19 protein-coding genes are annotated in these 22,777 nt (G+C 66.2%); 13 read left to right on the top strand and 6 right to left on the bottom strand.

Features of this window, described 5'->3' with window-relative positions; genetic code table 11:
- Positions 1–5: 5 nt before the first annotated feature.
- Both H7F35_RS18600 and H7F35_RS18605 read right to left on the bottom strand, forming a co-directional pair.
- The gene (locus tag H7F35_RS18600; protein ID WP_187108085.1) at positions 6–557 is read right to left on the bottom strand and encodes an AAA family ATPase; all 552 of its coding nucleotides are present in this window, start codon (positions 555–557) and stop codon (positions 6–8) included.
- Positions 554–1,378: an RNA polymerase sigma factor gene (locus tag H7F35_RS18605; protein ID WP_261803270.1), complete on the bottom strand. Its 825-nt coding sequence runs from the start codon at positions 1,376–1,378 to the stop codon at positions 554–556. The genes H7F35_RS18600 and H7F35_RS18605 overlap by 4 nt, the downstream gene beginning before the upstream one ends.
- Positions 1,379–1,428: 50 nt before the next feature.
- On the opposite strand from H7F35_RS18605, the gene H7F35_RS18610 reads away from it, so the two are divergent.
- On the top strand, positions 1,429–2,043 hold the full coding sequence (locus H7F35_RS18610; RefSeq protein ID WP_261803271.1) for an ATP-dependent Clp protease proteolytic subunit: 615 nt from the start codon (positions 1,429–1,431) through the stop codon (positions 2,041–2,043).
- Here H7F35_RS18610 and H7F35_RS18615 read toward each other — a convergent pair whose 3' ends face one another.
- A complete protein-coding gene (locus H7F35_RS18615) occupies positions 2,044–2,433 on the bottom strand; it encodes a RidA family protein (RefSeq protein ID WP_187108086.1) in 390 nt (129 codons plus the stop codon).
- A gap of 191 nt (positions 2,434–2,624) precedes the next feature.
- Here H7F35_RS18615 and H7F35_RS18620 point away from each other — a divergent pair, with 191 nt between their 5' ends.
- The 9 genes from H7F35_RS18620 (at position 2,625) to H7F35_RS18660 (ending at position 13,154) form a co-directional block, all read left to right on the top strand.
- Positions 2,625–4,211 (top strand): ABC transporter substrate-binding protein, encoded by a 1,587-nt coding sequence (locus H7F35_RS18620; protein WP_187108087.1) that lies wholly within the window; start codon positions 2,625–2,627, stop codon positions 4,209–4,211.
- Between the two features lie 18 nt (positions 4,212–4,229).
- Positions 4,230–5,489 carry a lactonase family protein gene (locus H7F35_RS18625; RefSeq protein ID WP_187108088.1) on the top strand — a complete coding sequence of 420 codons (1,260 nt, stop codon included), beginning with the start codon at positions 4,230–4,232 and terminating at the stop codon, positions 5,487–5,489.
- Between the two features lie 14 nt (positions 5,490–5,503).
- Entirely contained in the window at positions 5,504–6,445 is a 942-nt protein-coding gene (locus tag H7F35_RS18630) for an ABC transporter permease (protein WP_187108089.1), read from the top strand.
- 3 nt (positions 6,446–6,448) lie between these two features.
- Positions 6,449–7,288, top strand: a complete 840-nt coding sequence (locus H7F35_RS18635; protein WP_187108090.1) for an ABC transporter permease — start codon at positions 6,449–6,451, stop codon at positions 7,286–7,288.
- The gene (locus tag H7F35_RS18640) at positions 7,288–8,325 is read left to right on the top strand and encodes an ABC transporter ATP-binding protein (protein WP_187114332.1); all 1,038 of its coding nucleotides are present in this window, start codon (positions 7,288–7,290) and stop codon (positions 8,323–8,325) included. Before H7F35_RS18635 ends, H7F35_RS18640 begins: the two co-directional genes overlap by 1 nt.
- 157 nt (positions 8,326–8,482) lie before the next feature.
- A complete protein-coding gene (locus H7F35_RS18645) occupies positions 8,483–9,460 on the top strand; it encodes an ABC transporter ATP-binding protein (RefSeq protein WP_187108091.1) in 978 nt (325 codons plus the stop codon).
- 2 nt (positions 9,461–9,462) lie between these two features.
- Complete coding sequence (locus tag H7F35_RS18650; RefSeq protein WP_187108092.1) at positions 9,463–10,764, top strand: amino acid deaminase; 1,302 nt, start codon at positions 9,463–9,465, stop codon at positions 10,762–10,764.
- A 10-nt stretch (positions 10,765–10,774) separates the two neighbouring features.
- Entirely contained in the window at positions 10,775–11,674 is a 900-nt protein-coding gene (locus H7F35_RS18655) for a MurR/RpiR family transcriptional regulator (RefSeq protein WP_187108093.1), read from the top strand.
- Between the two features lie 16 nt (positions 11,675–11,690).
- Positions 11,691–13,154, top strand: a complete 1,464-nt coding sequence (locus tag H7F35_RS18660) for an N-acyl-D-amino-acid deacylase family protein (RefSeq protein WP_187108094.1) — start codon at positions 11,691–11,693, stop codon at positions 13,152–13,154.
- 7 nt (positions 13,155–13,161) lie between these two features.
- Here H7F35_RS18660 and H7F35_RS18665 read toward each other — a convergent pair whose 3' ends face one another.
- Together H7F35_RS18665 and H7F35_RS18670 are read right to left on the bottom strand one after the other, a co-directional pair.
- Positions 13,162–14,436 (bottom strand): lactonase family protein, encoded by a 1,275-nt coding sequence (locus H7F35_RS18665; RefSeq protein ID WP_187108095.1) that lies wholly within the window; start codon positions 14,434–14,436, stop codon positions 13,162–13,164.
- A 342-nt stretch (positions 14,437–14,778) separates the two neighbouring features.
- On the bottom strand, positions 14,779–16,308 hold the full coding sequence (locus H7F35_RS18670; RefSeq protein ID WP_187108096.1) for an FAD-dependent oxidoreductase: 1,530 nt from the start codon (positions 16,306–16,308) through the stop codon (positions 14,779–14,781).
- A gap of 29 nt (positions 16,309–16,337) precedes the next feature.
- Between H7F35_RS18670 and H7F35_RS34810 the strand changes: the two genes are divergently transcribed.
- The 3 genes from H7F35_RS34810 (at position 16,338) to H7F35_RS18685 (ending at position 21,724) form a co-directional block, all read left to right on the top strand.
- A complete protein-coding gene (locus H7F35_RS34810) occupies positions 16,338–16,817 on the top strand; it encodes a hypothetical protein (RefSeq protein ID WP_261803272.1) in 480 nt (159 codons plus the stop codon).
- A 320-nt stretch (positions 16,818–17,137) separates the two neighbouring features.
- A complete protein-coding gene (locus H7F35_RS18680; RefSeq protein ID WP_187108097.1) occupies positions 17,138–19,459 on the top strand; it encodes a hypothetical protein in 2,322 nt (773 codons plus the stop codon).
- Positions 19,460–19,573: 114 nt separating this feature from the next.
- Entirely contained in the window at positions 19,574–21,724 is a 2,151-nt protein-coding gene (locus H7F35_RS18685; RefSeq protein WP_187108098.1) for a ParB/Srx family N-terminal domain-containing protein, read from the top strand.
- Between the two features lie 85 nt (positions 21,725–21,809).
- On the opposite strand, the gene H7F35_RS18690 is transcribed toward H7F35_RS18685, so the two are convergent.
- Positions 21,810–22,736, bottom strand: coding sequence for a LysR family transcriptional regulator (locus H7F35_RS18690; RefSeq protein ID WP_187114334.1), 927 nt, complete (start codon positions 22,734–22,736; stop codon positions 21,810–21,812).
- Positions 22,737–22,777 lie beyond the last annotated feature (41 nt).

Genomic DNA, 22,777 nt, shown 5'->3' on the forward strand with positions numbered 1-22,777 from the left:
GCCGGCTAGAGGCCGCGCGCCGCCCAGTACTTCAGGTCGAGCTGCAGCGCGCCGCTGGCGAGTTTGCCTTCGATCTCGCGCGCGACAGCCTCAGGTGGCCGGTCCGCCGTCGGGACCCCGTGGCTTTCGAGCCCGGGCGCCTGCTCGAATGCTGCGTGCATCGTGCGCACCATCGACGCCATGTCCGGACCCGAGCGGGCGTTCACGCGCGCCAGCGCTTCGTCCAGGCCGATGTCGAGCCGCACATACGCCACCCGGCTGCCCGCCGCGTCGAACTCGCGCGCGACCAGGGGCAGAAACCATGGCCCGAAGACGCCGTCCAGGCAGACCCGGTAGCCGTCGGATGCGAAGGACGCCGCCGCGCGGCAAACCGCCTTGATCACGGCCGCATTCTGTTCGTTGGCCTCTGCACGGTAAGGCGGCACGGGGTGCGCGGGGAAGTCGTAGAAGAGGTCGGACGGAATGTGCAGGCCGCGCGGATCGGCATGTGCCAGCAATGTGGACACGGACGTCTTGCCCGATCCAGGCGGCCCGGAGACGATGACGACGAGGCTCAAGTTGCGACTTCCTCCAGCGCGTCCGTCGTGGCCACGCAGCTCGTGTCCAGCGGCAGCACGCACAACACCTTGCCGCCCAGCGTCAGCACAAGGCCGATCCGGCCGCCGATCTGCATGACCTGGCAGACCGCGCGTGGCGCACCGGCATTGGCCACCGAGGCCGACATCGTGAAGGCTCGCGTCGGCGGCTGCCGCAGCATCGCGAACAATTGCGTTGGATCGCAGGCATGCAGCGCCTGCCGGTACACGCGAAAGCTGGCTTCCGATTCGCCATCGCCCCAGCCGTCGTCCAGGCTCTTGTCCTGACGCAGCCGCAACAGCGCGCGATGCAGTTGTTGCCGGCATGCCGCTTCGGTCTTGCCGCTGGCCTGTGCAATCTCCTTGAAGCTGGCCTCGAAGACTTCACGCAGCAGCACGGCGGCGGCGTCCGGCGGCGACAACCGGGTGGCCAGCAGGCGCAATGCCTGTGCCGTCGACTCGGCCACCGCTGCGTCGTCCTCCGCCGAAGGCGCCTCGTGCGCGATGGTGTGCTGCGCTTCGGCGCCCTGCAGCCACGCCTGCATCCAGTTGCGCCGCCGCAGCCGGTCGATGGCCAGGTGCTGCATCACCGTGGTCAGCCAGGCCTGCGCTGCATCGAGTTCGTGGGTGTGTCCGGCTTCCAGCGCGCGCAGGTAGGTGTCCTGCACCGCATCCTCGGCCTCCGCCTTGCCGCCGAGCAGGCGCATGGCGGCGCGAACCAGCCGGCCGCGGTGCGCCGGGAATTGCGACAGATAGCGTTCATCGAGCATCGGCGCAGCTTGCCACAGCGCAGGCAATGTCACGAAACTGTGGGCTTGTTCGTCAAGACAGTTCAACCACAGGAGCTTTCTCCATGCAGCCGATGTTCTCAATGGAAACCGACGACGACACCAAGCCTGCGGCCATCGCCGAGCCGCGCAACTCCTACCTGGAGGAAAAGGCATTCAAATCGCGCACGCTGCTGATTTTCGGCACCATCACCGACGTCGTGGCCGCCGACGTGACGCGCCGGCTCATCGCGCTCGATGCGGACAGCCAGCAACCCATCGACATCCTCGTGAGTTCGCCGGGCGGCCACCTGGAGTCGGGCGATGCCATCCACGACATCGTGCGTTTCATCAGCGCGCCGGTGAACATGATCGGCACCGGCTGGGTCGGCAGCGCGGCCACGCATCTGTTCCTGTCGGCGCCACGCGAACGGCGCGTGTGCCTGCCCAACACGCGCTTCCTGATCCACCAGCCCAGCGGTGGTGCGGGTGGTCAGGCTACCGACATCGCGATCCAGGCGCAGGAAATCATCAAGGCCCGCCTGCGCATCGCGCACGAGATCGCGCGGGAAACCGGCAAGCCGCTGGAGGTGGTGCTGGCCGACATCGAGCGCGACCGCTGGCTGTCGGCCCAGGAGGCGGTGGAATACGGACTGGTCTCGCGCATCATCCAGCGCAAGACCGAGCTGCAGCAGGCCTGATCAGGCCTTGGGCTTGTAGGCGACCACGTCGATCTCGACGCGCGCATCGATCATCAACCGTGCCTCGGTGGTCGAGCGTGCCGGCTTGTTCTCACCGAAGTAGCCCATGTAGATGCGGTTGAAGGCACCAAAGTCGCGCGCATCCTGCAGCCACACGGTGCTCTTGCACACGTCGTCGAGCGTGGCGCCGGCCAGTGCCAGCACGGTCTTCAGGTTCTCCATCACCTGGCGCGTCTGCGCCTCGATGCCGCCCACCACGAGCTCGCCTTCCTTGTTCACGGGCACCTGCCCCGACACATAGACGAAGTCGCCGGCACGCACGGCCGGGGAGAAGGGGCGGACCTGGCGGTCGGAAGCAAGGGGCGGGGCGCCGAGGTATTCGAGCGGCATGGAGATCTCCTGAGTTGGAAAAAGAATGGGGGAAAGGGAGCGCCGAGTATCAATCCAATCTGAAAATCTATTTCAGATTAACCCTTCAACAAGGGTTAACACGGATGATTTGGCATGAATACTGCTTCAAAGTCCGGGCCGAAAAGAAAATTTCTTTCACAAACCTCGATCGCCCCATGAAGGAGTTCCCCATGACCCATGCCGCCCACGCCGGTCTTGTCGTCCAGCGCCTGCCGAAGCTGTCCAAGCGCAGCCTGCTGGGTGCGTCCCTGCTCGCGATGCTGTGCGCCGCGCTGCCCCAGCAGCAAGCGCATGCGCAAGGCCCGCGCAACTTCGCCACGCTGGCGATGGTGGCCGAGCCGCAGACGCTCGACCCTATGGCGTCGACCGCCGACCTGGTCGGAACCATCATGCAGCACGTGTACGAAACGCTCTACACCTTCGACGCCAAGTGGAACGTGGTGCCGATGCTGGCCGAGGGCATGCCGAAGATTTCAGCCGACGGCAAGACCTACGCGATCACCCTGCGCAAGGGCGTGATGCTGCACAACGGCCGCGAACTCACGGCCGACGATGTGGTCGCCAGCCTGCAGCGCTGGATGGACCAGTCGCCGCGCGGCAAGGCCGTGGGCAAGGAAATAGACAGCCTCAAGGCCAAGGGCCCGCTCGCCATCGAGGTCGTGCTGAAAGAGCCCTATGCGCCGCTGCTCTCGCAGTTCGCGCTGCCCAGCGGCATGGCGGCCATCATGGCGAAGGACTCGATCGCTTCGCCGCTGAAGGAATTCGTCGGCACCGGCCCCTACAAGTTCAAGGAGCGCCGCCCCGACCAGTTCGTGCTGCTCACGCGCTTCGACAAATATTCGGCGCGCAAGGAGCCGGCCAGCGGCTACGGCGGCAAGCGCGAAGCCGCCATCGAAGAGCTGCGCTTCGTGCCCGTGCCCAACGCCAGCACGCGCGTTGAAGGCGCGCTGGCCGGCCAGTACGACTTTGCCGACCTGCTGCCTGTGGAAGCCCTGCCGCGCCTGGAAGCCTCGGGCGGCAAGACGCTGCCGATCATGACGCCGTCCTTCGGCTTCCCGTACCTCGTGCTCAACACCAAGGAAGGCGTGGCCGCCAACCCGGCCGTGCGCCAGGCGATCCAGACCGCCCTGGGCGAAGGCGAAATGCTCGCGGCCGGCTTCGGCGACACGCGCTTCTTCGTGGCCGAGGGCAACCACTTCCCCAAGGGCTCGCCGTTCTATTCGGCCTCGGGCGTCACGCAGTACAACCAGCGCAACGCACCCAAGGCCAAGGAACTCGCGGCCAAGGCCGGCTACAAGGGCGAGCCGATCCGCGTGCTCACCAGCCGCCAGTACGACTTTCACTACAACATGGCGCTGCTGATGGCCGAGCAGCTCAAGCGCGCCGGCTTCAAGGTCGACCTCAACGTGGTCGACTGGGCCACGCTGGTGCAGCGCCGCAACGACTCGAAGCTGTGGGACATCTACGTCACCCACTCGGGCCAGTTCCCCGAGCCGATGCTCTCGCCGCCGCAGCTCGGCGACGGCGCGCCCGGCTGGTGGGATTCGCCCGCCAAGAAGGCGGCGCTGAATGCCTTCAACACCGAGAGCGATCCGGCCAAGCGCGGCGCGCTGTGGGGCAAGGTGCAGCAGGTCGTCTATGACGAAGTGCCGTACATCAACATCGGCAAGTTCAACGGCCTCTCGGCCAAGAGCCCGGCGCTGGACAACTACACGCCCGCGACCTGGCCGTTCTTCTGGAACGCGAAGATCAAGTAAGGCACAGGGAACACAGCCATGCCATCGCGTCGCCAACTTCTGCAAGCCAGCGCACTGGCCTCCGGCCTCGGAGCCCTTGGCCTCACGGCCTCTACCGTCCAGGCCGCAACGTCCGGCCCGGTCTATGCCTACGTCGGCACCTACAGCGACGGCGGCAAGCCGTGGCGCGGCGGGCGTGGCCTGGGCGTGCACCAGTTCGTGGTCGACAGCGCCACCGGTGCGCTCAAGCCCATCCCCGGTGCACCACCGGCCGTGGCCAGCACCGGCGACAACGCCAAGCTGCGCAACCCTGCATCGCTGGCGCGCCATCCGACCTTGCCCATGCTCTATGCGGCCAACGAGTTCGAGGCCGGTTCGGTCTCGGCCTTTCGCATCGGCGCGAACGGCGCGCTGTCGTTCGTGGCCGAGGTGGCCTGCGGCGGCAAGGACCCGGCCTACATCAGCGTGCATCCCGATGGGCGCTTTCTCTTCACGGCCAACTATGCCAGCGGCGATGTCAGCGTGATCGCCTTGCGCGCCGACGGCACGCCGGATGCCGACCGCGCGGCCGTCGTCTACAAGGACGTCGAGGCCTGTGGCGCATCCACCCCATGCAAGCCCGGCGCCGACGTGGTGCCGGCCGCGGCCCGTTCGCATGAAGGCTTTGCCACCAGCGACCACGACGGCCCGCACGCCCACATGGTGCACAGCGACCCCGGCGGCAACTTCGTGCTGGTGGCCGACCTGGGGCTCGATCGCGTCATCTCTTACCGCTTCGACCGCAGCACCGGCGTGCTGAGCCAGCCCAGCACGGTGGCGGTGTCCGAAAGCTCGGGTGCGCGCCATTTCATCTTCCATCCGAACGGCAAGTGGTTCTATCTGGTGAATGAAGAGGCATCGACCATCGCCTTCATGCGCTACGACAACCGCACCGGCGTGCTGACGCCGGTGAGCGAAACCTCGGCGCTGCCGGCCGGCTTCAAGGGCACCAGCTATGCATCGGGCATCCGCATGCTGCCGGATGGCCAGCACTTCGTGTCGCTGAACCGCCTGCACGATTCGATCTCGCTGTTCAAGATCGACGCACGCACCGGCGCGCCCACGCTGGTGCGCGAGGAATGGACGCGCGGCAACTACCCGCGCAGCTGCACGCTCGACCCGAGCGGCAAGTTCCTCTATGTGTGCCACAACAAGCAGGGTGACAACGTGACGGTCTTCCGCGTGCAGGGCGGCGACGTCAAGTTCACCGGCCAGTACGTGGCCGTGGGCAGCGCGGCAGCCATCGAGTTTTCGCGCTGAGCGAGGAGATATTCTTGTTTCGCTACATAGCTTCCCGCCTTGCCGGCATGCTCGTCGTGCTGGGCATCGTGGCGGTGCTCGTCTTCGTGCTCACGCGCGCAGCCTCGGGTGATCCGATCTCGGTGCTGCTGGGCGACCAGGCCACGGCCGTGGACATCGCCCGCGTGCAAAAGGAATACGGCCTCGATAAGCCGCTGCCCGTGCAGTTCGGCTACTGGCTGCGCGAAGTGCTGCAGGGCAATCTCGGCACCTCGATCTTTCTGCAGCGCCCGGTCACGCAGGCACTGTGGGAGCGCGCAGAACCCACCACGCTGCTCGCGTTGATGGCCGTGGCCATCGCCGCGCTGATCGGCGTGCCCTGCGGCATCGTCTCCGCCGTGTTCCGCGGGCGCGTGGTCGACCAGCTCTTCACCGGCATCGCGATGCTGGGCGCGAGCATCCCGAGCTTCTGGCTCGGCATCGTGCTCATACAGATCTTTGCCGTGTCCTTCGGCTGGTTTCCGGTGTCGGGCTACGGCGCACCCGATGCGGCACTGGCCGAGCGGCTGCACTCGCTGGTGCTGCCGGCTGCCGTACTGGGCCTCTTGAACTCGGCGCTCATCATCCGCTTCACGCGCGCCTCGATGCTCGACGTGCTCGGTGAAGACTATGTGCGCACCGCGCGCTCCAAGGGCCTGAGCGAAAGCACGGTGGTGCTCAAGCACGCGCTGCGCAATGCGCTGGTGCCCATCGTCACGGTGATCGGCCTGACGGTTGCGCTGATGATCGGCGGCGCCGTCATCACCGAGACCGTGTTCGGCCTGCCCGGCGTGGGCAACCTCGTGGTGAGCGCGGTGCTGCGCCGCGACTACCCCGTCATTCAGGGCGCGCTGCTGGTGATTGCGGCGATCTACGTGCTGATCAATTTCTCCATCGACCTGCTGTACGCGGTGGTCGACCCGCGCGTGAAGGTCTGAAGAATGCAAATGCCAAGAATGCTCCGCCAGCTGATGCACCGCCGCATCGTGATGGTCTCCGCGCTGGTGCTGCTGGTCATCGCGATCATGGCGATCGGCGCGCCGCTGTTCGCCTCCGCAGACCCCAACGACACGGCCGTGCTGCAGCGCCTGAAGGCACCGAGCGCCGAACACCTGCTGGGCACCGACGAACTCGGGCGCGACATGTATTCGCGCATCGTGCACGGTGCGCGCTACTCGCTGGCCATCGCTGCGCTCACTGCCCTGGGCTCGGTCATCGCAGGCACGGTGCTGGGCCTGATGGCCGGCTTCTTCCGCCGGCTCGACACGCCGCTGATGCGCGTGGTCGACGCGATGATGTCCTTCCCCGACATCCTGCTGGCCATCGCGTTGGTGGCCATCCTCGGGCCCTCGCTGATGAACACCGTGCTGGCGCTGGTGCTGGTCTACACGCCGCGCGTGGCGCGGGTGGTGCGGGCCTCGACGCTGGTGGTGCGCGAGCTGCTGTTCGTGGAAGCGGTGCGCGCGCTGGGTGTTCGCACCTCGCGCATTTTGTGGCGCCACATATTGCCGAACCTGATGTCACCGATCCTCGTGCAGGTGTCTTTCATCTTTGCCTACGCGATCCTGGCCGAAGCAGGCCTGTCGTTCCTCGGCGTTGGCGTGCCGCCCGAGATTCCGACCTGGGGCACCATGGTCGCGGGCAGCCAGCAGTACGCGCACCAGGCCTTCTGGGTGGTGCTGTTCCCGGGGCTCGCGATCATCTTCACGGCGCTGTCGCTGCAGTTGCTGGGTGACGGGGTGCGCGACCTGCTCGACCCCAAGCTCAAGAAGACTTCATGATGACGAACCCCACGAACACGGCACGTCTGACGGTCAGCAACCTGAGCACGAGCTTCCCCACCGAAGACGGCCTCGTGCGCTCCGTGGCCGACGTGAGTTTTTCGATCCAGCCCGGCAAGACCACCGCGCTGGTGGGCGAGTCGGGCTCGGGCAAGTCGGTCACCAGCCTCACGCTGATGCGCCTGCTGCCCAAGACCGCGAACGCACAGGTCAGCGGCACCGCATCGTTCGTGACGCGCGAAGGCAAGACGCTCGACCTGCTGCAGATCGGCGAGCGCGAAATGCGCTCGCTGCGCGGCAACCAGTTGTCGATGATCTTCCAGGAGCCGATGACCAGCCTGAACCCGGTCTTCACCATCGGCGAGCAGATCGCAGAGAGCGTGCGGCTGCACAAAGGGCTGGACCGTAAGTCGGCACTGGCCCATGCGCTGCGCATGCTGGAGCTGGTCGAGATCCCGGCGGCTGCGCAACGCATTCACGAGTACCCGCACCAGCTCTCGGGCGGCATGCGCCAGCGCGTCATGATTGCGCTCGCGATGGCCTGCGACCCGACGCTGCTGATCGCCGACGAGCCCACCACTGCGCTCGACGTGACCATCCAGGCGCAGATTCTCGAACTCATGCGCCGGCTGCAGGCCGAGACGGGCATGAGCATCCTCTTCATCACCCACAACCTCGGCGTGGTCGCGCACCATGCCGATGACGTGGTGGTGCTCTATGCGGGCCGGGTGGTCGAGAGCGCGCCCGTGCGGCCGCTGTTCGCGCAGCCCGAGCATCCGTACACGCAGGGCCTGCTGGCCTGCCTGCCGGGCAAGGCGCGGCTGCCGGGGCAACCCAAGCCCAAGCGGCTGTTCGCGATTCGCGGGCAGGTGTCGAGCCCGCTGGCGCCGCCGCCCGGCTGCGCCTTCGAGCCGCGTTGCGATCTGGCGCTGCCTGAGTGCAGCGCCGTGATGCCGCCGCTGATCGAGACGCACCATGGGCGCGAGGCCCGCTGCGTTCGTGTGCAGCCGGCCCAGCCTTTGGTGAGGATCGCATGAGAAGCGCACTGCCTGGCGTGTTGCTCCTTCCCCTTCCGGGGGAAGGCTGGGATGGGGACAAGCGGCGTTCGTTCGGCGCAGTGCTTCATCCAATGCCGTCGTGCCCCCACCCCAACCCTCCCCCGGAAGGGGAGGGAGCCAATACAAAACACCCACGATGACCACCGCAGCTCCCCTCATCGAAGTCCGCGGACTCAAGAAATACTTCGGCAGCAGCGACCGCCCGGTGCGCGCGGTCGACGACGTGTCGTTCGCCATCCAGCCCGGTGAAACGCTCGGCCTCGTCGGCGAATCCGGCTCGGGCAAGAGCACCATCGGCCGCACTGTGCTGCGGCTGATCGAGCGCACCGAAGGCCAGGTGCTCTACCGGGGCGAGGACATCGGCGCGCTCTCGGGCGAGCGCATGCGCAAGCTGCGCAGCAAGCTGCAGATCATCTTCCAGGACCCGTACGCGAGCCTGAACCCGAAGATGCGCATCAGCGCCATCCTCGGCGAGGCGCTGTCCACGCACGGCCTGCACAAGGGCGCGGCCGCGCGTGACAAGCGCATTGCCGAGCTGCTCGAAACCGTCGGCCTGCGCGCCGAGCACGCGAGCCGCTTTCCGCACGAGTTCTCGGGCGGGCAGCGCCAGCGCATCGGCGTGGCGCGCGCGCTCGCGGTTGAGCCGGAGTTCATCGTGGCCGACGAGCCGCTGTCCGCGCTCGACGTGTCCATCCAGTCGCAGGTCATCAACCTGCTGGCCGACCTGCGCGAGCGTCTTGGCCTGACCATGCTCTTCATCTCGCACGACCTCGACGTGGTCGAGTATCTGTGCGATCGCGTGGTGGTGCTGTACCTGGGCAAGGTGATGGAAGTCGCCACCACCGACGAACTGTTCGCCCGCCCCTCGCACCCCTACACCCAGGCGCTGCTGGCCGCGAGCCCCAAGCCCGACCCCGAAGTGCAGACCGAGCGCATCGCGCTCAAGGGCGACATTCCCAGCCCCATCTCGCCGCCTTCTGGCTGCGTGTTCCGCACCCGTTGCCCGCATGCCATCGAGATCTGCGCGCAGACTGTGCCCGCGCTCGAAGAAATTTCGACCGGACACTACAGCGCCTGCCTCCGCAAAGAACTGCTCTCCAACATTGCCGCATGACCATGACCGACACAGCCACCAAGGACTTCCAGGACCCATTGCTGGGCAGCAATTTCAAGGGCTACCCGCGCACCCAGCCGCCGCGCCGACGCAGCGAGATCGGCGCGGCCGGCTGGAATGTGCTGGCCGGTGACCTGCCGCTGCCGCTGGCCATCCTCAAGCGCGAGGCGCTCGAACACAACCTGGCGTGGATGCAGGCGCGGGTGCGCGAATGGGGCATCGACCTCGCACCGCACGGCAAGACGACGATGTCGCCGCAGCTCTTCAAGCGCCAGCTCGACGCGGGCGCCTGGGGCCTGACCTTCGCCACCGTCACGCAACTGGCCGTGGGCGTGGCGGCCGGTGCGCGCCGCGCGCTCATCGCCAACCAGGTGGTGAGCGACGAAGACCTGGCTGGCATCCAGATGCTGCTGCGCGCACATGCCGACCTGCGCATCGTGTTCCTGGTCGACTCGCTCGCGCAACTGGCGCTGATCGAAGACTGGAAGAAGCGCCACCCTGCGAGCGTGCCTTTCGACGTGATGATCGAGATCGGCGTCGATGGCGGCCGCACCGGCTGCCGCACGCATGAAGACGCCATCGCGCTCGCGACCCGGCTGCGCGCCAGCGATGCGGTCAAGCTCGTGGGCATCGAGACTTATGAAGGGCAGGGCGCCACCGGTGCCAGCGAACCGGACACGGCCTATGCCAACACGCTGATGGACCGCGTGGAAGCCGTCGCGCGCCACTGCGACACGCAGCAATTGTTCGAGACTGACGAGGTGCTGGTCTCGGCCGGCGGCTCGGCCATCTTCGACCTCGTGGCCGGGCGCCTCAAGCCTGCATTGGGTTCGCCTGTTCGTGGCCTGCTGCGTTCGGGTTGCTACGTCACGCACGACCACGGCTTCTACAAGCGCATGGTGAACGCGGTGGATGAGCGCCTGGGCTGCGGCTGCGGCGAGGGCCTGACGCCGGCGATGGAAGTCTGGGCCACCGTGCAATCGCGCCCCGAACCCGGCCTGGCGATCCTTGCCGTGGGCAAGCGCGACATCTCCTTCGACCTGTCGATGCCCGTGCCGATCGCCCGCGCCGCACGCGGCGCATTGCAGCCGCAGGCCGTGCCCGCCGGCTGGAAGATCACCGCACTGAACGACCAGCATGCCTACCTGCGCTGGGATGCCACCGAAGAGACACAGGCCCCGGCCGTGGGCGACCGCGTCGGCCTCGGCATCTCGCACCCTTGCACCACCTTCGACAAATGGCACTGGATGCCTGTCGTCGAGAACGACTACCGCGTGAGCGACGCCGTCGCCATGCATTTCTGAACTTGCACCGATGACCCCTTCACTGCTTCAGAAAGTCGCGCAGATCCGCAGCAGCGCCCCGGCGACGCGGCGCGCGATTCTCGACCTGATCCTCGAAGACCCCGACCGCGTGCTCGAAGAGAGCTTCGAGCAGTTGGCCGAGCGTTCGCGCAGCTCGGTGCCGACCATCATGCGCACCTGCCGCGACCTCGGCTTTGCCGGCCTGCGCGAGTTCAAGCTCGCGCTGGCGCAGGAGCTGGCGCTCGGCGGCTCGCCGCTGCACCGCCGCGTCAACATCGAGGATGCAGCCGACGAAGTGGTCGGCAAGATCGCACGCAGCGCGGCCGCTTCGGTCTCGGGCGTGCGCGGCCAGCTCGACATGCAGGTGCTCGACGGCGCCGTGGCGGCCATCGCTGCCGCGCCGCATGTGGATCTGTACGGCGCGGGCGCGACCTCGTGGTTCATGGCCAACGACCTGCAGGCGCGGCTGTTCCGCCTCGGCCTCTCGGCCAACGCCTGGGCCGACTACCACCTGCAGCAGGTGGCCGGTGCGGCGCAGCGGCCCGGCGGCGTGGTCATCGCGATCTCGCACGTCGGCGGCATGCCCTCGCTGCTCGACGCGGTGGACATCGCGCGCGGGCAGGGCGCCAAGGTGGTCGCGCTCACACGGCCCGGCACGGCCCTCGCGGCCAGGGCTGACTTTCTGCTCGGCCTCTCGGTGCCCGACGACGCGGTGATGCACGTGGGCATCGACGCCTACCTGACGCACCTGACCGCCATCGAAATTCTCACGGTGCTGGTGGCCCAGCGCCGTGGCGAGCCCGCGGTGCAGCGCCTGCAGCGCGCACGCGATGCCTTCCAGCGGCACGGCATCGATGCCGCCACGCACCCGCTGCAAAGCTGGGACGGCGGAGGTATCAAGCATGGCTGAGCAACGACAACAACAAATGAAGAGCGCCACGCTGCTCGAAGGCGGCCTGGTGGTCGACGGCTCCGGCGGCCCTTCGTGGCCCGGTGACGTGTTGCTGCAGGGCGATCGCATCCTCGCGCTCGGCGCGGGCCTGCGCGAGCGGCTGCCCGCTGGCCTGGTGCTTGCGGATGTCGAGGTGGTCGATTGCCGCGCCAAGGTGATCGCGCCCGGCTTCATCGACGCCCACACGCACGACGACGCGATCGTGCTGCGCGACCCGCTGTGCCTGCCCAAGGTGTCGCAGGGCATCACCACGGTGGTGACGGGCAACTGCGGCATCTCGCTCGCGCCGTACCGCACGCCGCAGTCCAAGCCGCCGCTCACGCTTCTGGGCGCGGAATCGTTCAAGCACGCGACCATGGCCGAGTACCGCGCGGCCGTCGATGCGACGCAGCCCGCGCTGAACGTGGCCGCACTCATCGGCCACACCACGCTGCGCTTCGCGACCATGGAAGCGCTCGACCGACCTGCGAGTGCCGATGAGCTGGCGCGCATGGAAGCGCTGCTCGACAGTTGCATGGCTGACGGCGCGCATGGCATGTCCTCGGGCCTGTTTTATGAAGAAGCCTTTGCGGCACCGGCCGAGGAAGTGACGGCGCTTGCGCGTGTGGTGGCGCGCCACGGCGGCGTGTACGCCACCCATCTGCGCAGCGAGATGCAGCAGATCATCGAAGCGCTGCACGAAGCGGGCGACTCGGCCTTCAACGCCGGCGTGCCGCTCGTCATCTCGCACCACAAGTGCGCCGGCCCCGCCAACTGGGGCCGCACCAAGGAAACGTTGCCGCTGATCGAAGCCCTGGCCAAACGCCAGAAGATCGCGATGGACGTGTACCCCTACGTGGCCGGCTCCACCGTGCTGCGCGAAGACCTGGTCGATGGCGTCATCGACGTGCTGCTGACCTGGTCCGACCCGCATCCCGAAATGACGGGCCGCCTGATTTCCGACATCGCGCGCGAGTGGGGCACCACCGAACAAGAGGCCTGCCTGCGCCTGAAGCCCGGCGGCGCCTGCTATTTCCAGATGCAGGAAGAAGACGTGGAGCGCGTCATCGCGCATCCGTTCACCATGATCGGCAGCGACGGCCTGCCGCACGACCGCCATCCGCATCCGCGCCTGTGGGGTGCGTTCCCGCGCGTGTTTGCGCGCTACTGGCGCCAGCGCAAGCTGTTCACGCTGGAACAGGCGGTGCACAAGATGACCGGCATGACTGCGCGCAACCTGCGCATTGCCGACCGTGGCTTGCTGCGTGCAGGCTCCATGGCCGACGTGGTGGTGTTCGACCCTGAGACCATCACCGACACCGCCACCTACGACAAGCCGCACGGCGTGAGCGAAGGCGTCGAACACGTGTTCGTGAACGGCGTGCTGGCCTACCGCGGCGGCGAGCCCGAAGCCCGGGTGATTGCGCGCGCGGGGCGGATGCTCACGCGCGGGAGCTAGTTAGCCGTTAGGCAAATACAAGGCACACCGGTGTGGGCACTTGCGCGACCTGCACCGGCTGGTCGAGCTTGCCGCTCGCGGGGTCGATGCGCAGGCGCAAGATGGTGTCGCCCTTCTGGCTGAGTGCGTAGAGGTGACTGCCACCGGGTGCCATCGCCAACGCGCGCGGGAAGCGCAGGCCTTCGCCCCAGTGCTGCAGCGGTGTCAGCGCGCCGCTGGTTGCATCGATGCGGAATGCGGCGATGCTGTCGGCCATCGGATGGTCCGACTTCAACCGGCGGTTGGTCGCATACAGAAATTGCCCTGAGGGATGCATCACCAGCGCCGCCGCGTTCTTCTGGCCGGTGAAGCCCTCCGGCACGGTCGAGATGCGTTGGCGTTGCTCCCCGACCTTGCCGCTCGCCGCGTCGTAGCCGAAGCAGGCGACCGTGGCGTCGAGTTCGCTCACCACGTACAAAAAGCGCTGCGACGGAAGCAGCGCCAGGTGGCGCGGGCCGCTGCCGGGCGACACGGGTGTGCGGCCGAGCAGGCTCAACTTGCCATCGGCGAGCGAGAAGACGTTGATGCGGTCGCTGCCCAGATCGGTGGCGATCACGCGCTGACCCGACGCATCGAACAGCACCATGTGCGGATGCGGTGATTCCTGTCGTTCTGCATCGGGGCCGGAGCCGGTTTCCTTTTCAATGCCCGAGACCTTGCCGAGCGTTCCGTCCGCACCGATCGGCAGCACGTTGTAGGCACCGCCGCCATACAGCGCGACGACCAGGGCGCGCCCATCGGGCGACACGGCCAGGTGCGCAGGAACCACGCCCGACAGCGACAGCGGCTGGCGGTTGATCAGCGTCAGGCGGCCGCTGCGCTCATCGATGGCATAGGCCTCGGCCGTTCCGGTGGGCAGGCCTTGGTAGGTGTCGATTTCGTTGATCGCATACAGGAAGCCCCGGCTGGGATGCACCGCAAGAAACGAAGGGTTCGCGCTGGCGACCGTCTGCACTTGCGGCCAGCCACCGTCCGCGAAGGCCAGCACATGGATGCCTTTCGACGCAGGCCCTCCGGCAGTGCCGCCGGGTGCATTGCTGGTGTAGGTGCCGACGTAGGCGAAGCGGGGTGTTGGTGTCTCGTTGACTGCCACGCCCGCCGTTGTTGCACCGGGGCTTGCCGCGTTCGGGGTTTGTGCGTTGGCGGGCAGCAACGGAGTCAAGGCGCCGAGGGCGGAAGCGCCGCCGATCCATTGCATGACGGCGCGGCGTTTCTGGCCGGGTTGACTTGGGCGATATGTCATGGGGTTCCTCTCTTGGTTGAGGCGGGCGTTTTTGGTGCTGCTGTTTTCAGGGCGAGTGCGAATGACACCGGGTGCTCCCCTCCGCGAATGTCCCCCGCTTCGCTCCTCCTTTATTTCGCTGCGGGGAGCACCCGGTGTCATTCGCACAGGGGCACGCTGCTGGTGATCCTGCGATCAACAACCGCTCTGAGCGCTCACGTCGATACGGGGCTCTTTTTCGCGAAATAAAGGAGGAGCGAAGCGGGGGACATTCGCGAAAAAGAGCACCGTGTCGGCGTGAGCGACGCCCTGAACAGCAGCGAACAAAACGCCCAGCAAGAAGAACAGAACAGCGAAGTTTCATCAGGGCCGCACCGACATGGCATGGTGAAAGATGTTGTTCGGGTCATAGCGCCGCTTCACCTTCTGCAGAAAGCCATAGAGCCCTTGATCGCCGTAGTAAAGCTGCGACCAGAACGGGTACGCCAGCATGTCGTTGTCCGGATAGTTGATGTAGCAGCCCTCGTAACGTTCACCGGGGTAGGGCGTGCCGGCATAACGTTCAGGCACCTCGGGCGTGCCGTACACGTCGCGGTAGAAGTCGCTGATCCAGCGCAGGTGGCCGGCATCGTCAGCGGCACTGCGCCAGTAGGTCTGGTACTGCAGCTTCATGATCGAGGCGCGTTGCGGCACCGCCGTGTCGTTGATGCGCTCGGGCTTGTTGATGGCGCCGCCGTATGAATCCACCTGCACCAACGACTGGCTGAGATCGACGCCCGGCATCACGCGCGTCAGGTGCGTGTAGATGCGCCGCGCCTCGCGTGCGCTGAAGTTCTGCTTCATGTAGGCCGACTTGTATTTGCCGCGCTGGTTGTCGCCCGAACCGTTGAGGTACTGCGTGGCCGTGAGCCAGTCGTAGCGCGTCACCGTATGCGGCTTGGAGCACAGCAACTGCCCCGCATCGCGCTGCGGTGCCGGGCCCACGCCCGGCGCACGGCCCTTGGCGGGCACCGGTGCGCAGGCCTGGAAGCGACTCAGGAATTCGTTGAGCACCGTCAGGTCGTTGCAGGTGCCGTCGGGGTTGCAGAACTGCGTCAGCATCACGATCTGGCCCGACGAACGATGCGTGAGCTTGAGCAGCGAGAACATGCCCCAGGTGTCGGGCGACTTGCCGCGCGTTTCCCAGTATTCGCCGTAGATCGAGAGCAGCGTGGCGAAGCGCTCGGGCGTCATGGTGGCCCAGTCGAACGCGACCACCGCCAATGCCACCTCGCGCGGCGCTTGCGGCAAGGTGTCGAACACATAGCCGGTGATCGCGCCGAAGTTGCCGCCGCCCGCACCGCGACAGGCGCGAAACAGCTCGGGCTCGTGGCTCGCATCCACGGTGCGCGGCGCCACTTTGCCGTGGTTGTCCACCGTCAGGATGTCGACCGCAGACAGCCAATCGACCGTCAACCCCTGCAGGCGCGAGAGGAGACCGTAGCCACCGCCGCAGATATGCCCGCCCGCACCGACCGAGTAGCAGGAGCCGCCGGGCAGCGTGACGTTGCTGCGCTTGTACAGGTCAAGGTAGCCGGTCCAGTTCTGCGTGCCGGGGCCGATGCGATGGCGCCCATCGGCCTTGGCGGTGCTCGTCTGGGTGAGCAGGCTCAGATCGAGGATTGCGCCTTCGGGATTGTTGGAAACGAAGTCTTCATAGCAATGGCCGCCGCTGCGCAATGTGGGCCGAAGGCCCGCATCGACGATGCGCTGCAGGGCGGCAGTGGCATCGGCGGCGCTCTCCGGCAGCTCGATGCGCGAGGCCGCATCCGATTCCGTTGCAGGCCATCGCAGGTTGAAGCCCTTTTTCAAGGTGTTGTAGCGGGCATCCTGGCGTGTCACGGTGATGGTCATGTGCACTTTCTGATGGACGTCTTGCGACGATGGAAGGCAGGGAACACAGGGCGTTTGCGCGGCTTCTGGCGAGCTTTCAAGCAAGACTCAGGAATGAAAGATTTTTTCTCAATTCCATCGAATCGAAGTTGAAATCACGGAATGTCGCGAATATTGACGCAAATTTGGCTGTTTTTGAAATATGTTTTCACCAAATCAGCATTGGATCGACAGCCACCAAATCCAGGTCGGTGCAGCAAGAGTTTCCTAAAGTTCTAACGTTCCAGAAGAAAATCAGTCAAACTGATGAACGCAGGGTGGAAGGCACGCAGACAGGAGCGCAGATGGACAAGGACGCAGAGGGTCTTGGCGCCGACTTCGAGTTGTGGCAACAGCTCACGGACGACTACGAACAAGCACTGGCTGCCCTGGCCCGCGGGGAGCCCGGCGCGCGCGACCTTGCCATGAAACTGTCACTGGCACTGCGGCGACTGCACCCTGAAACACCCCGCCTCGGCAGCCCCGACTGAGGCGCCCCTCTTGCAAGAACGACAGCAGGCGTTGGCACAGATAGTGCAACGGTGTTGCGTCGTTTGCGAGGGAGGAGTTCATCACCAGACGGGCCGGCCATCAAGCCGCAGCCCGCGATAACGCTCGACTCCCGGACATCCAGACACTCGCAGGAGCGCGACCTTCGTCACGCGAGTGGCGCGCTCTCGTTGTGCATCGAGAGAGTCAGGGAGAGAAAAATATGAATGTCGAATGTGCGAAGCGCGTGCCGCAGGCGTGCGCGTTCTTTCTGGTGTTTGCCTTGTTGGGGGGATGTGGCGGGGGTAGCGGAGGTGGAGGGATGCCCATCGCTGCAATGCCGCCGGCACCTTCCGCTGTGACCGAGCCTGCCGCGCAGCCTGCGCCAACGGCCTCGGTCGCGGTCATGCCGAACCCGACAGACCCTTCCGAGATCACCCGGTATTCGTCTGCCGTGCCCTTCGGTGAAAAAGGGGACTTCGTGTCTTCCGAGCAGGTGGTCTATCGGCTCGGCACCACAGCGGTGTCCGATCCGCTGAACAAGGACGTGATCTACACGGTGCCTCTGCGTGGCACGGTGAGATACCCGGTCGGCGAGGCCGCCGCTTCGCGGGGCCTGTCGAAGGTGCAGGTCTCGCCCTCGGGCGGTTTCCCGGTGGTCGTGTTCCTGCATGGCATGCACGATGACACAGAACTCAACAACGCGAAGGGCTACGACTACTTGCAGAAGAGCCTGGCCGAGCAAGGCTATGTGGCGCTTTCCATCGATGCGGGGAAGATCAACGGGCTCAACAACAGCAACGCTTCCGATGCCGGCGCATTGGCACGCGGACAGTTGCTCATGACGACGCTCGACCTGCTGCGCACGGGCAATGCCACGGGTGTCTTCAATGGTGTCGAGCTGGCGGGGCTCAAGGGCAAGCTGGACCTCGATCGCGTGGGCATCCTCGGGCACTCGCGCGGTGCGGAGGCAGTGGCCTATGCGGTGGAGTTGAACAAGCAGCGCATCGGCATCAGCTACGAAGATGTCGAGACGGTGCGCTGGCTCCGGTTCGCCGCTGCATTGACTGCGGCTGTCGAGACGCGGGTGGATGCGGCCACGACTGCCGACCGCGCAGCAAGTGCCGAGCTGACCAAGGCAAAGAGCGCGCTCGCCGCGCTGCCGGCGGGCTCGCCTTCCATTTCTGCCTTCACCCAAGCGGTGGCACAGCGCCTGGCAGAGTCGCTGCAAGCAAAGGAAAAGCTCGGCGCAGAGACGCTCGAACTGGAGAAGGCCAAGGTCAAGCTCAGGCAGGCTCAGGCGATCAGGCCGAAAAGCATCAACGCGGACAGCTCGAAATGGCTGGAGCAGACGACCTCGCCGGACGCACTGGCGGCGTCCGGGATCGTGTTGCCGTCCAGCACCGAAGCGCCACACAAGCTCCGCGCGGTTTTCTCGTTGGCGCCGATCAATGCCAGGCAACTGTCGCGTGTGACCCATGTGCCGTTCGCGACCCTGCTGCCCACCTGCGATGGCGACGTCTACAACATGCCGGGCGCGCAGATCTTCGACGACAGCCGCTACACCGCGCAGGACGAGAGTGCGCCGAAGTATCAGATCGTCGTGAGGGGCGCCAATCACAATTTTTACAACGATCATTGGTCCGAAACCGACGATGCCTTGGGGTCCGTGATCGACTACGACTACCAGGGTTTTAAGTTGTTCAGCCCTGGTACTGCGCCGCTCCATTGCAAGCAAACAGGAAGGATGGACTCTCTTCGCATGAGTGCTGACGATCAACGGCGCAATGGCGCCTTCCTGATCGAATCGTTCATGCGCTACTTCGTTGGTGATGAAGTCCAGTTCGCGCCTTACTGGAAGGGACAGGCACCCACACCCGCAGCGGGATGCCCGGCGGGCGAAACCACTTGCGACGAACGCGTGGTCCTGACCATTCATCAGCCGGCGGCGCAGCGCAAGCTGCTCCAGGGCTTTCGCAATGCCGACAGCATTGCGAAGAACCCCAGCGGGTTGTCGACCGTGCTTGCGAACTTCAATCGGTTGGTGCAATGCCAGTTTCTGGGAATCCGCGGGTCGCAGATCACACCGACGAGGCCAGTGGCATGCACCGATCCTGTGACCAACATCTCCGTTGCGTCCCTGTTCGGGGAAGGTGAGAAGTACAGCCCGCGCTCCTACGACCCGAAGACCTTGCTGATCTGGTCGGTCACGGACCAGGCCCAACTGCAATGGGACGCGCCCGGTCCGACCATGACCGTCAACACCGGTGACCTTTCTGCCAAGGGCTTCGACACCCTCAGCTTCCGTGTTGCCGTCGCGGCGCCGATCGGGCAGGAGGTCGAGGTCTCCGTGGTCGACACGCAGGGGCGCAAGGTGGCGCTGAAAGGCAGCGATTTCAGTGACGCGCTCTACGGCATTGCGCGCAAGCCCAACGGCACGATCCCGCTGGTCGATGCGCCTGAAGACGCGATCTACGCAGACACCGGCACCACGCGCCCATTGCTGAACATGGTGGCCGTGCCGCTCAGGGCCTTCGCGCTGCACGAGGTGGACCTTGAACACATCGCGCAGGTGCAGCTGCGCTTTCCGAAGGCCTCGGGCAGCGTGGCCGTCACGGACGTCCAGTTGCAACGCATGGACTGAGCCGTCACACGAAGTCACAGGACCGTCACCTTAAGTTCACAGAATCGGGCCGCTTCCGGCGGCTGCGGGCAAAGCCTGCGCCGGCGTGTGTTCAGCCCCTTTCTGTGGACTTTCATGACGAACTCTCATTGGACCCGCGCGCGCATGGCGGGATTGGTCGGCCTCGCGGCCTTGTCGCTGGCGGCCTGCGGCGGCGGCAGTGGTGGCGCCGGTTTTTTCCCGGCCACGGGGCCCGTCGCCGGTAACGCCGACGCACCGCCCGTGGCGCTGCAGCCGCTCGCGGGTGGCGCGCAGTACGCGGGCACGGCCAGTTTCGGCGACACCGTTTCCATCACGCTCGACCAGCCGGCCACCGGCCAGCTCACGCTGCGCTTTGTCGACTCGCGTTTCGGCCTGGCCGGCGCACTGAGCGCCAGCTACGCGACCCAGGCCGATGGCTCGCTGCTCGCTACGAAGTTCGCTGCCATTGCGGGCACGGGCGTGCCCGATGCACTCACCACCGCCGCGCTGTCCAAATTGAGCCTGCGCTTCCAGCTCGAAGGAGGCCTGCTGAGCGGTTCGCTGGCCCAGGTGCCTAACCTCAAGGCAGCCGACGGTTCGCTGCTGCAAGGCGAGGTCGCTGCGTCCAACCAGGGCGTGGCCGACGTGGCGCGGCTGGCCGGCGTCTACAGCTTCGTCAAGCGCACGGCCGCCTACAACGCCAAAGGCGTGATGCAGGGCGGCGCCGACGCAGCATTCGGACAACTCAGCATCAAGGCCGACGGCAGCGTGCGCGCCTGCGTGGGCCAGGCCTATGCCGACAACTGCAGCGCCGGCCAGCCCGGCAAGCTCGTGGCCGAAGCCGACCAGAAGACCTACCCGGGCGCCCTGGCCCTGACCATCGACGGCCAGCGGATCGGCCGCGTCATGGTCAACGCGCAATCGGGCGCGGCCACGCTGCTGGCCGATGAATTCACCAGCGCCGCCGATGGCAGCTTCCGCACCGGCACCTGGGTGCTGCAGAGCGCGGCGGTGGCATTGCCCGCCACGGGCCGTACGCAGCGCAACTTTGTCTCGGTGGGCGCCAGCCTGCTGCAGACCGACACCATCGACACCGACGTCAAGCTCGGCGCCAATGCCGCCATCGGCGGTGCGGCGACCGCCATCGTCAGCGGCATGAACGGCCTCGTCGCCGGCCAGTGGAGCGACAACCAGAAGGCCGCACGCGTGCTGCTGCCCGTGGGCAAGCAGACGGCGTACTACATCGGCACTGGCGCCAGCACGGGTGGCACGGCGTCGACCAACATCTCGGGCGTGTGCCGCGTGTTGCCGGTGCAGCCGGTGATCAATACCTATGCGGCGGCGGCTGTCGATGTTCCCCTGGCAATCCGCATCGGCGACGCCCGCCCGACGCAGCCGGCCATCGGCTATGACCAGGTCTATTACAAGCAGGCGCGCTACCGGAACAACGGCGGCACCTCGAAGGAGTGGAAGAAGGAGTTCGACGATTTCTGCGAGGCTTCCGGCCTGACCGACTCGAAGGGCAGCACCGTCATCGCGGGCACCTCGAAGCTCACCGACACCACCACCTTCACCTGCTCCGGAAAAACGGTTGACAAGAGCACGATGAAGTCTGCAGTCGTCGGCCCGCGCGGCGTGCTGTACCTCACTGATGGTCACCACACCCTCACCAGCTTCTGGGACGCACCGGACGGCGGCGGCGCAGAGGTCAAGATTCCTGTGGTGATGAAGGGCAACTTCATGACCCAGAACAACGCGACCTTCTGGCGTGGGATGCGCAAGAACAAGACGGTGTGGCTCAGGCTGCCCGATGGCCGCGCCATCACGCCTGCGGAACTGCCGCAGCAACTGGGCCTGAGCAACGGTCTGCAGGACGATCCGTACCGCGCGCTGCTGTACTTCACGCGTGACCTGGGCTACACCCCGCCCACCAACAGCACCGATCCCACCAAGAGCACCGAGTTCCTGGAGTTCTACTGGTCCGAGTGGCTGCAGGCGAGTCCGCAGAACCTCACGCTGTCGGCGTACAAGCTGACTGACGCGACCAGCTACATGCAGGCCATCGGCACTGCATCGGCCCTGATGAATCGTGTCGACCCCGCCACGCTGATCGGCTCGTCGGGGATGACCGCGACGGATATGGGGCAGATCACGAAGCCCTATGACCCGGCAGCCCTGACAGCTCTCTACGTAGCTGTAGACCCGCTCAAACCCGGCAAGCTGGCGTACGCCCTGAGCTACCGCGCCTTGCTGGCCGCAAAGTAGACGCCGCGTTTCGCGCTACGCGACGCACAACGGCCGGGCTGATGCCCGGCCGTTTTCATTGGTGCATCGCGAGAACCAGCGCCGATCAGCCCTTCACCACCTCTTCCTCCCCCTGCGCCTGAAACATCCGCGTGAAGTCGCAGCACTCCTGCGCCAGCATCACGATGGAAGAGGTGAGGGCGCTGCGGTGCTCGCCCTTGTGCATCGCCACGTAGTTCACCACCGGCAGCGCGGGCGTCACGTCGATCACCGCGAGCATGCCCGCCGCGACCAGCGGCTCCAGGCACCGGCGCGGCAGGTAGCTCACGCCCAGCCCTGACACGGTGAGCCCGGTCAGCGCCACGAGGTTGCTCACCACGATCACGTTGGCGGGCTGCACGCCCTGTTCCTTCATCCACGCGTCGTAGGCGCGCCCGGTGCCCGAGTTGTTGCCCTGCACCAGCATGCGGTGCCGCGCCAGTTCATGCAGCCGCACGGTGCCGGTGGCGGCAGGCACCACGCCGGGCTTGCACATCCATGCGCTCTGCACCTGCCCGATGAGCTTGCTCGACAGGCGCGAGTCCGCGAAGGTGTCCGGCACGATGACGAGGTCGAGTTCGTCGGCCTGCAGCTTGTCGCGCAGTTGCAGGCTGTCGTCCACGTCGGGTTCGAGGATCACCTTCGGGTAGTGCTGCTGGATCAGCCCGACCAGCCGAGGCAGCCAGGTCATGGCGGTCAGCTCGGTCACGCCGATGCGGATGCGGCGTTCCACCACGCCGGGCTTGCCGAACTGCTCGACAGCCGCATCGCGCTGCGCCAGCAGCTTCTTGGCGAGCACGAACATCTCCTCGCCCTTTTCGGTGAGGCGCGCGGTGCGCTGGCTGCGGTCGAACAGCTCGGTGTCGAACAGCAGTTCGAGCTCATGCACGCGCTTGGACACGGCCGACTGCGAGGTGTGCAACTGGTTCGCCGCCTGTGCGAAGCCGCCCAGTTGGGCGATCCAGTAGAGGGCTTCGAGCTGCTTGAAGGTCATCACGGTGCGGGTCTCCAGTGAAATCGACTCAAAAGAACGCT

This window comes from Variovorax sp. PAMC26660 (assembly GCF_014302995.1).
Classification (GTDB): Bacteria; Pseudomonadota; Gammaproteobacteria; order Burkholderiales; family Burkholderiaceae_C; genus Variovorax.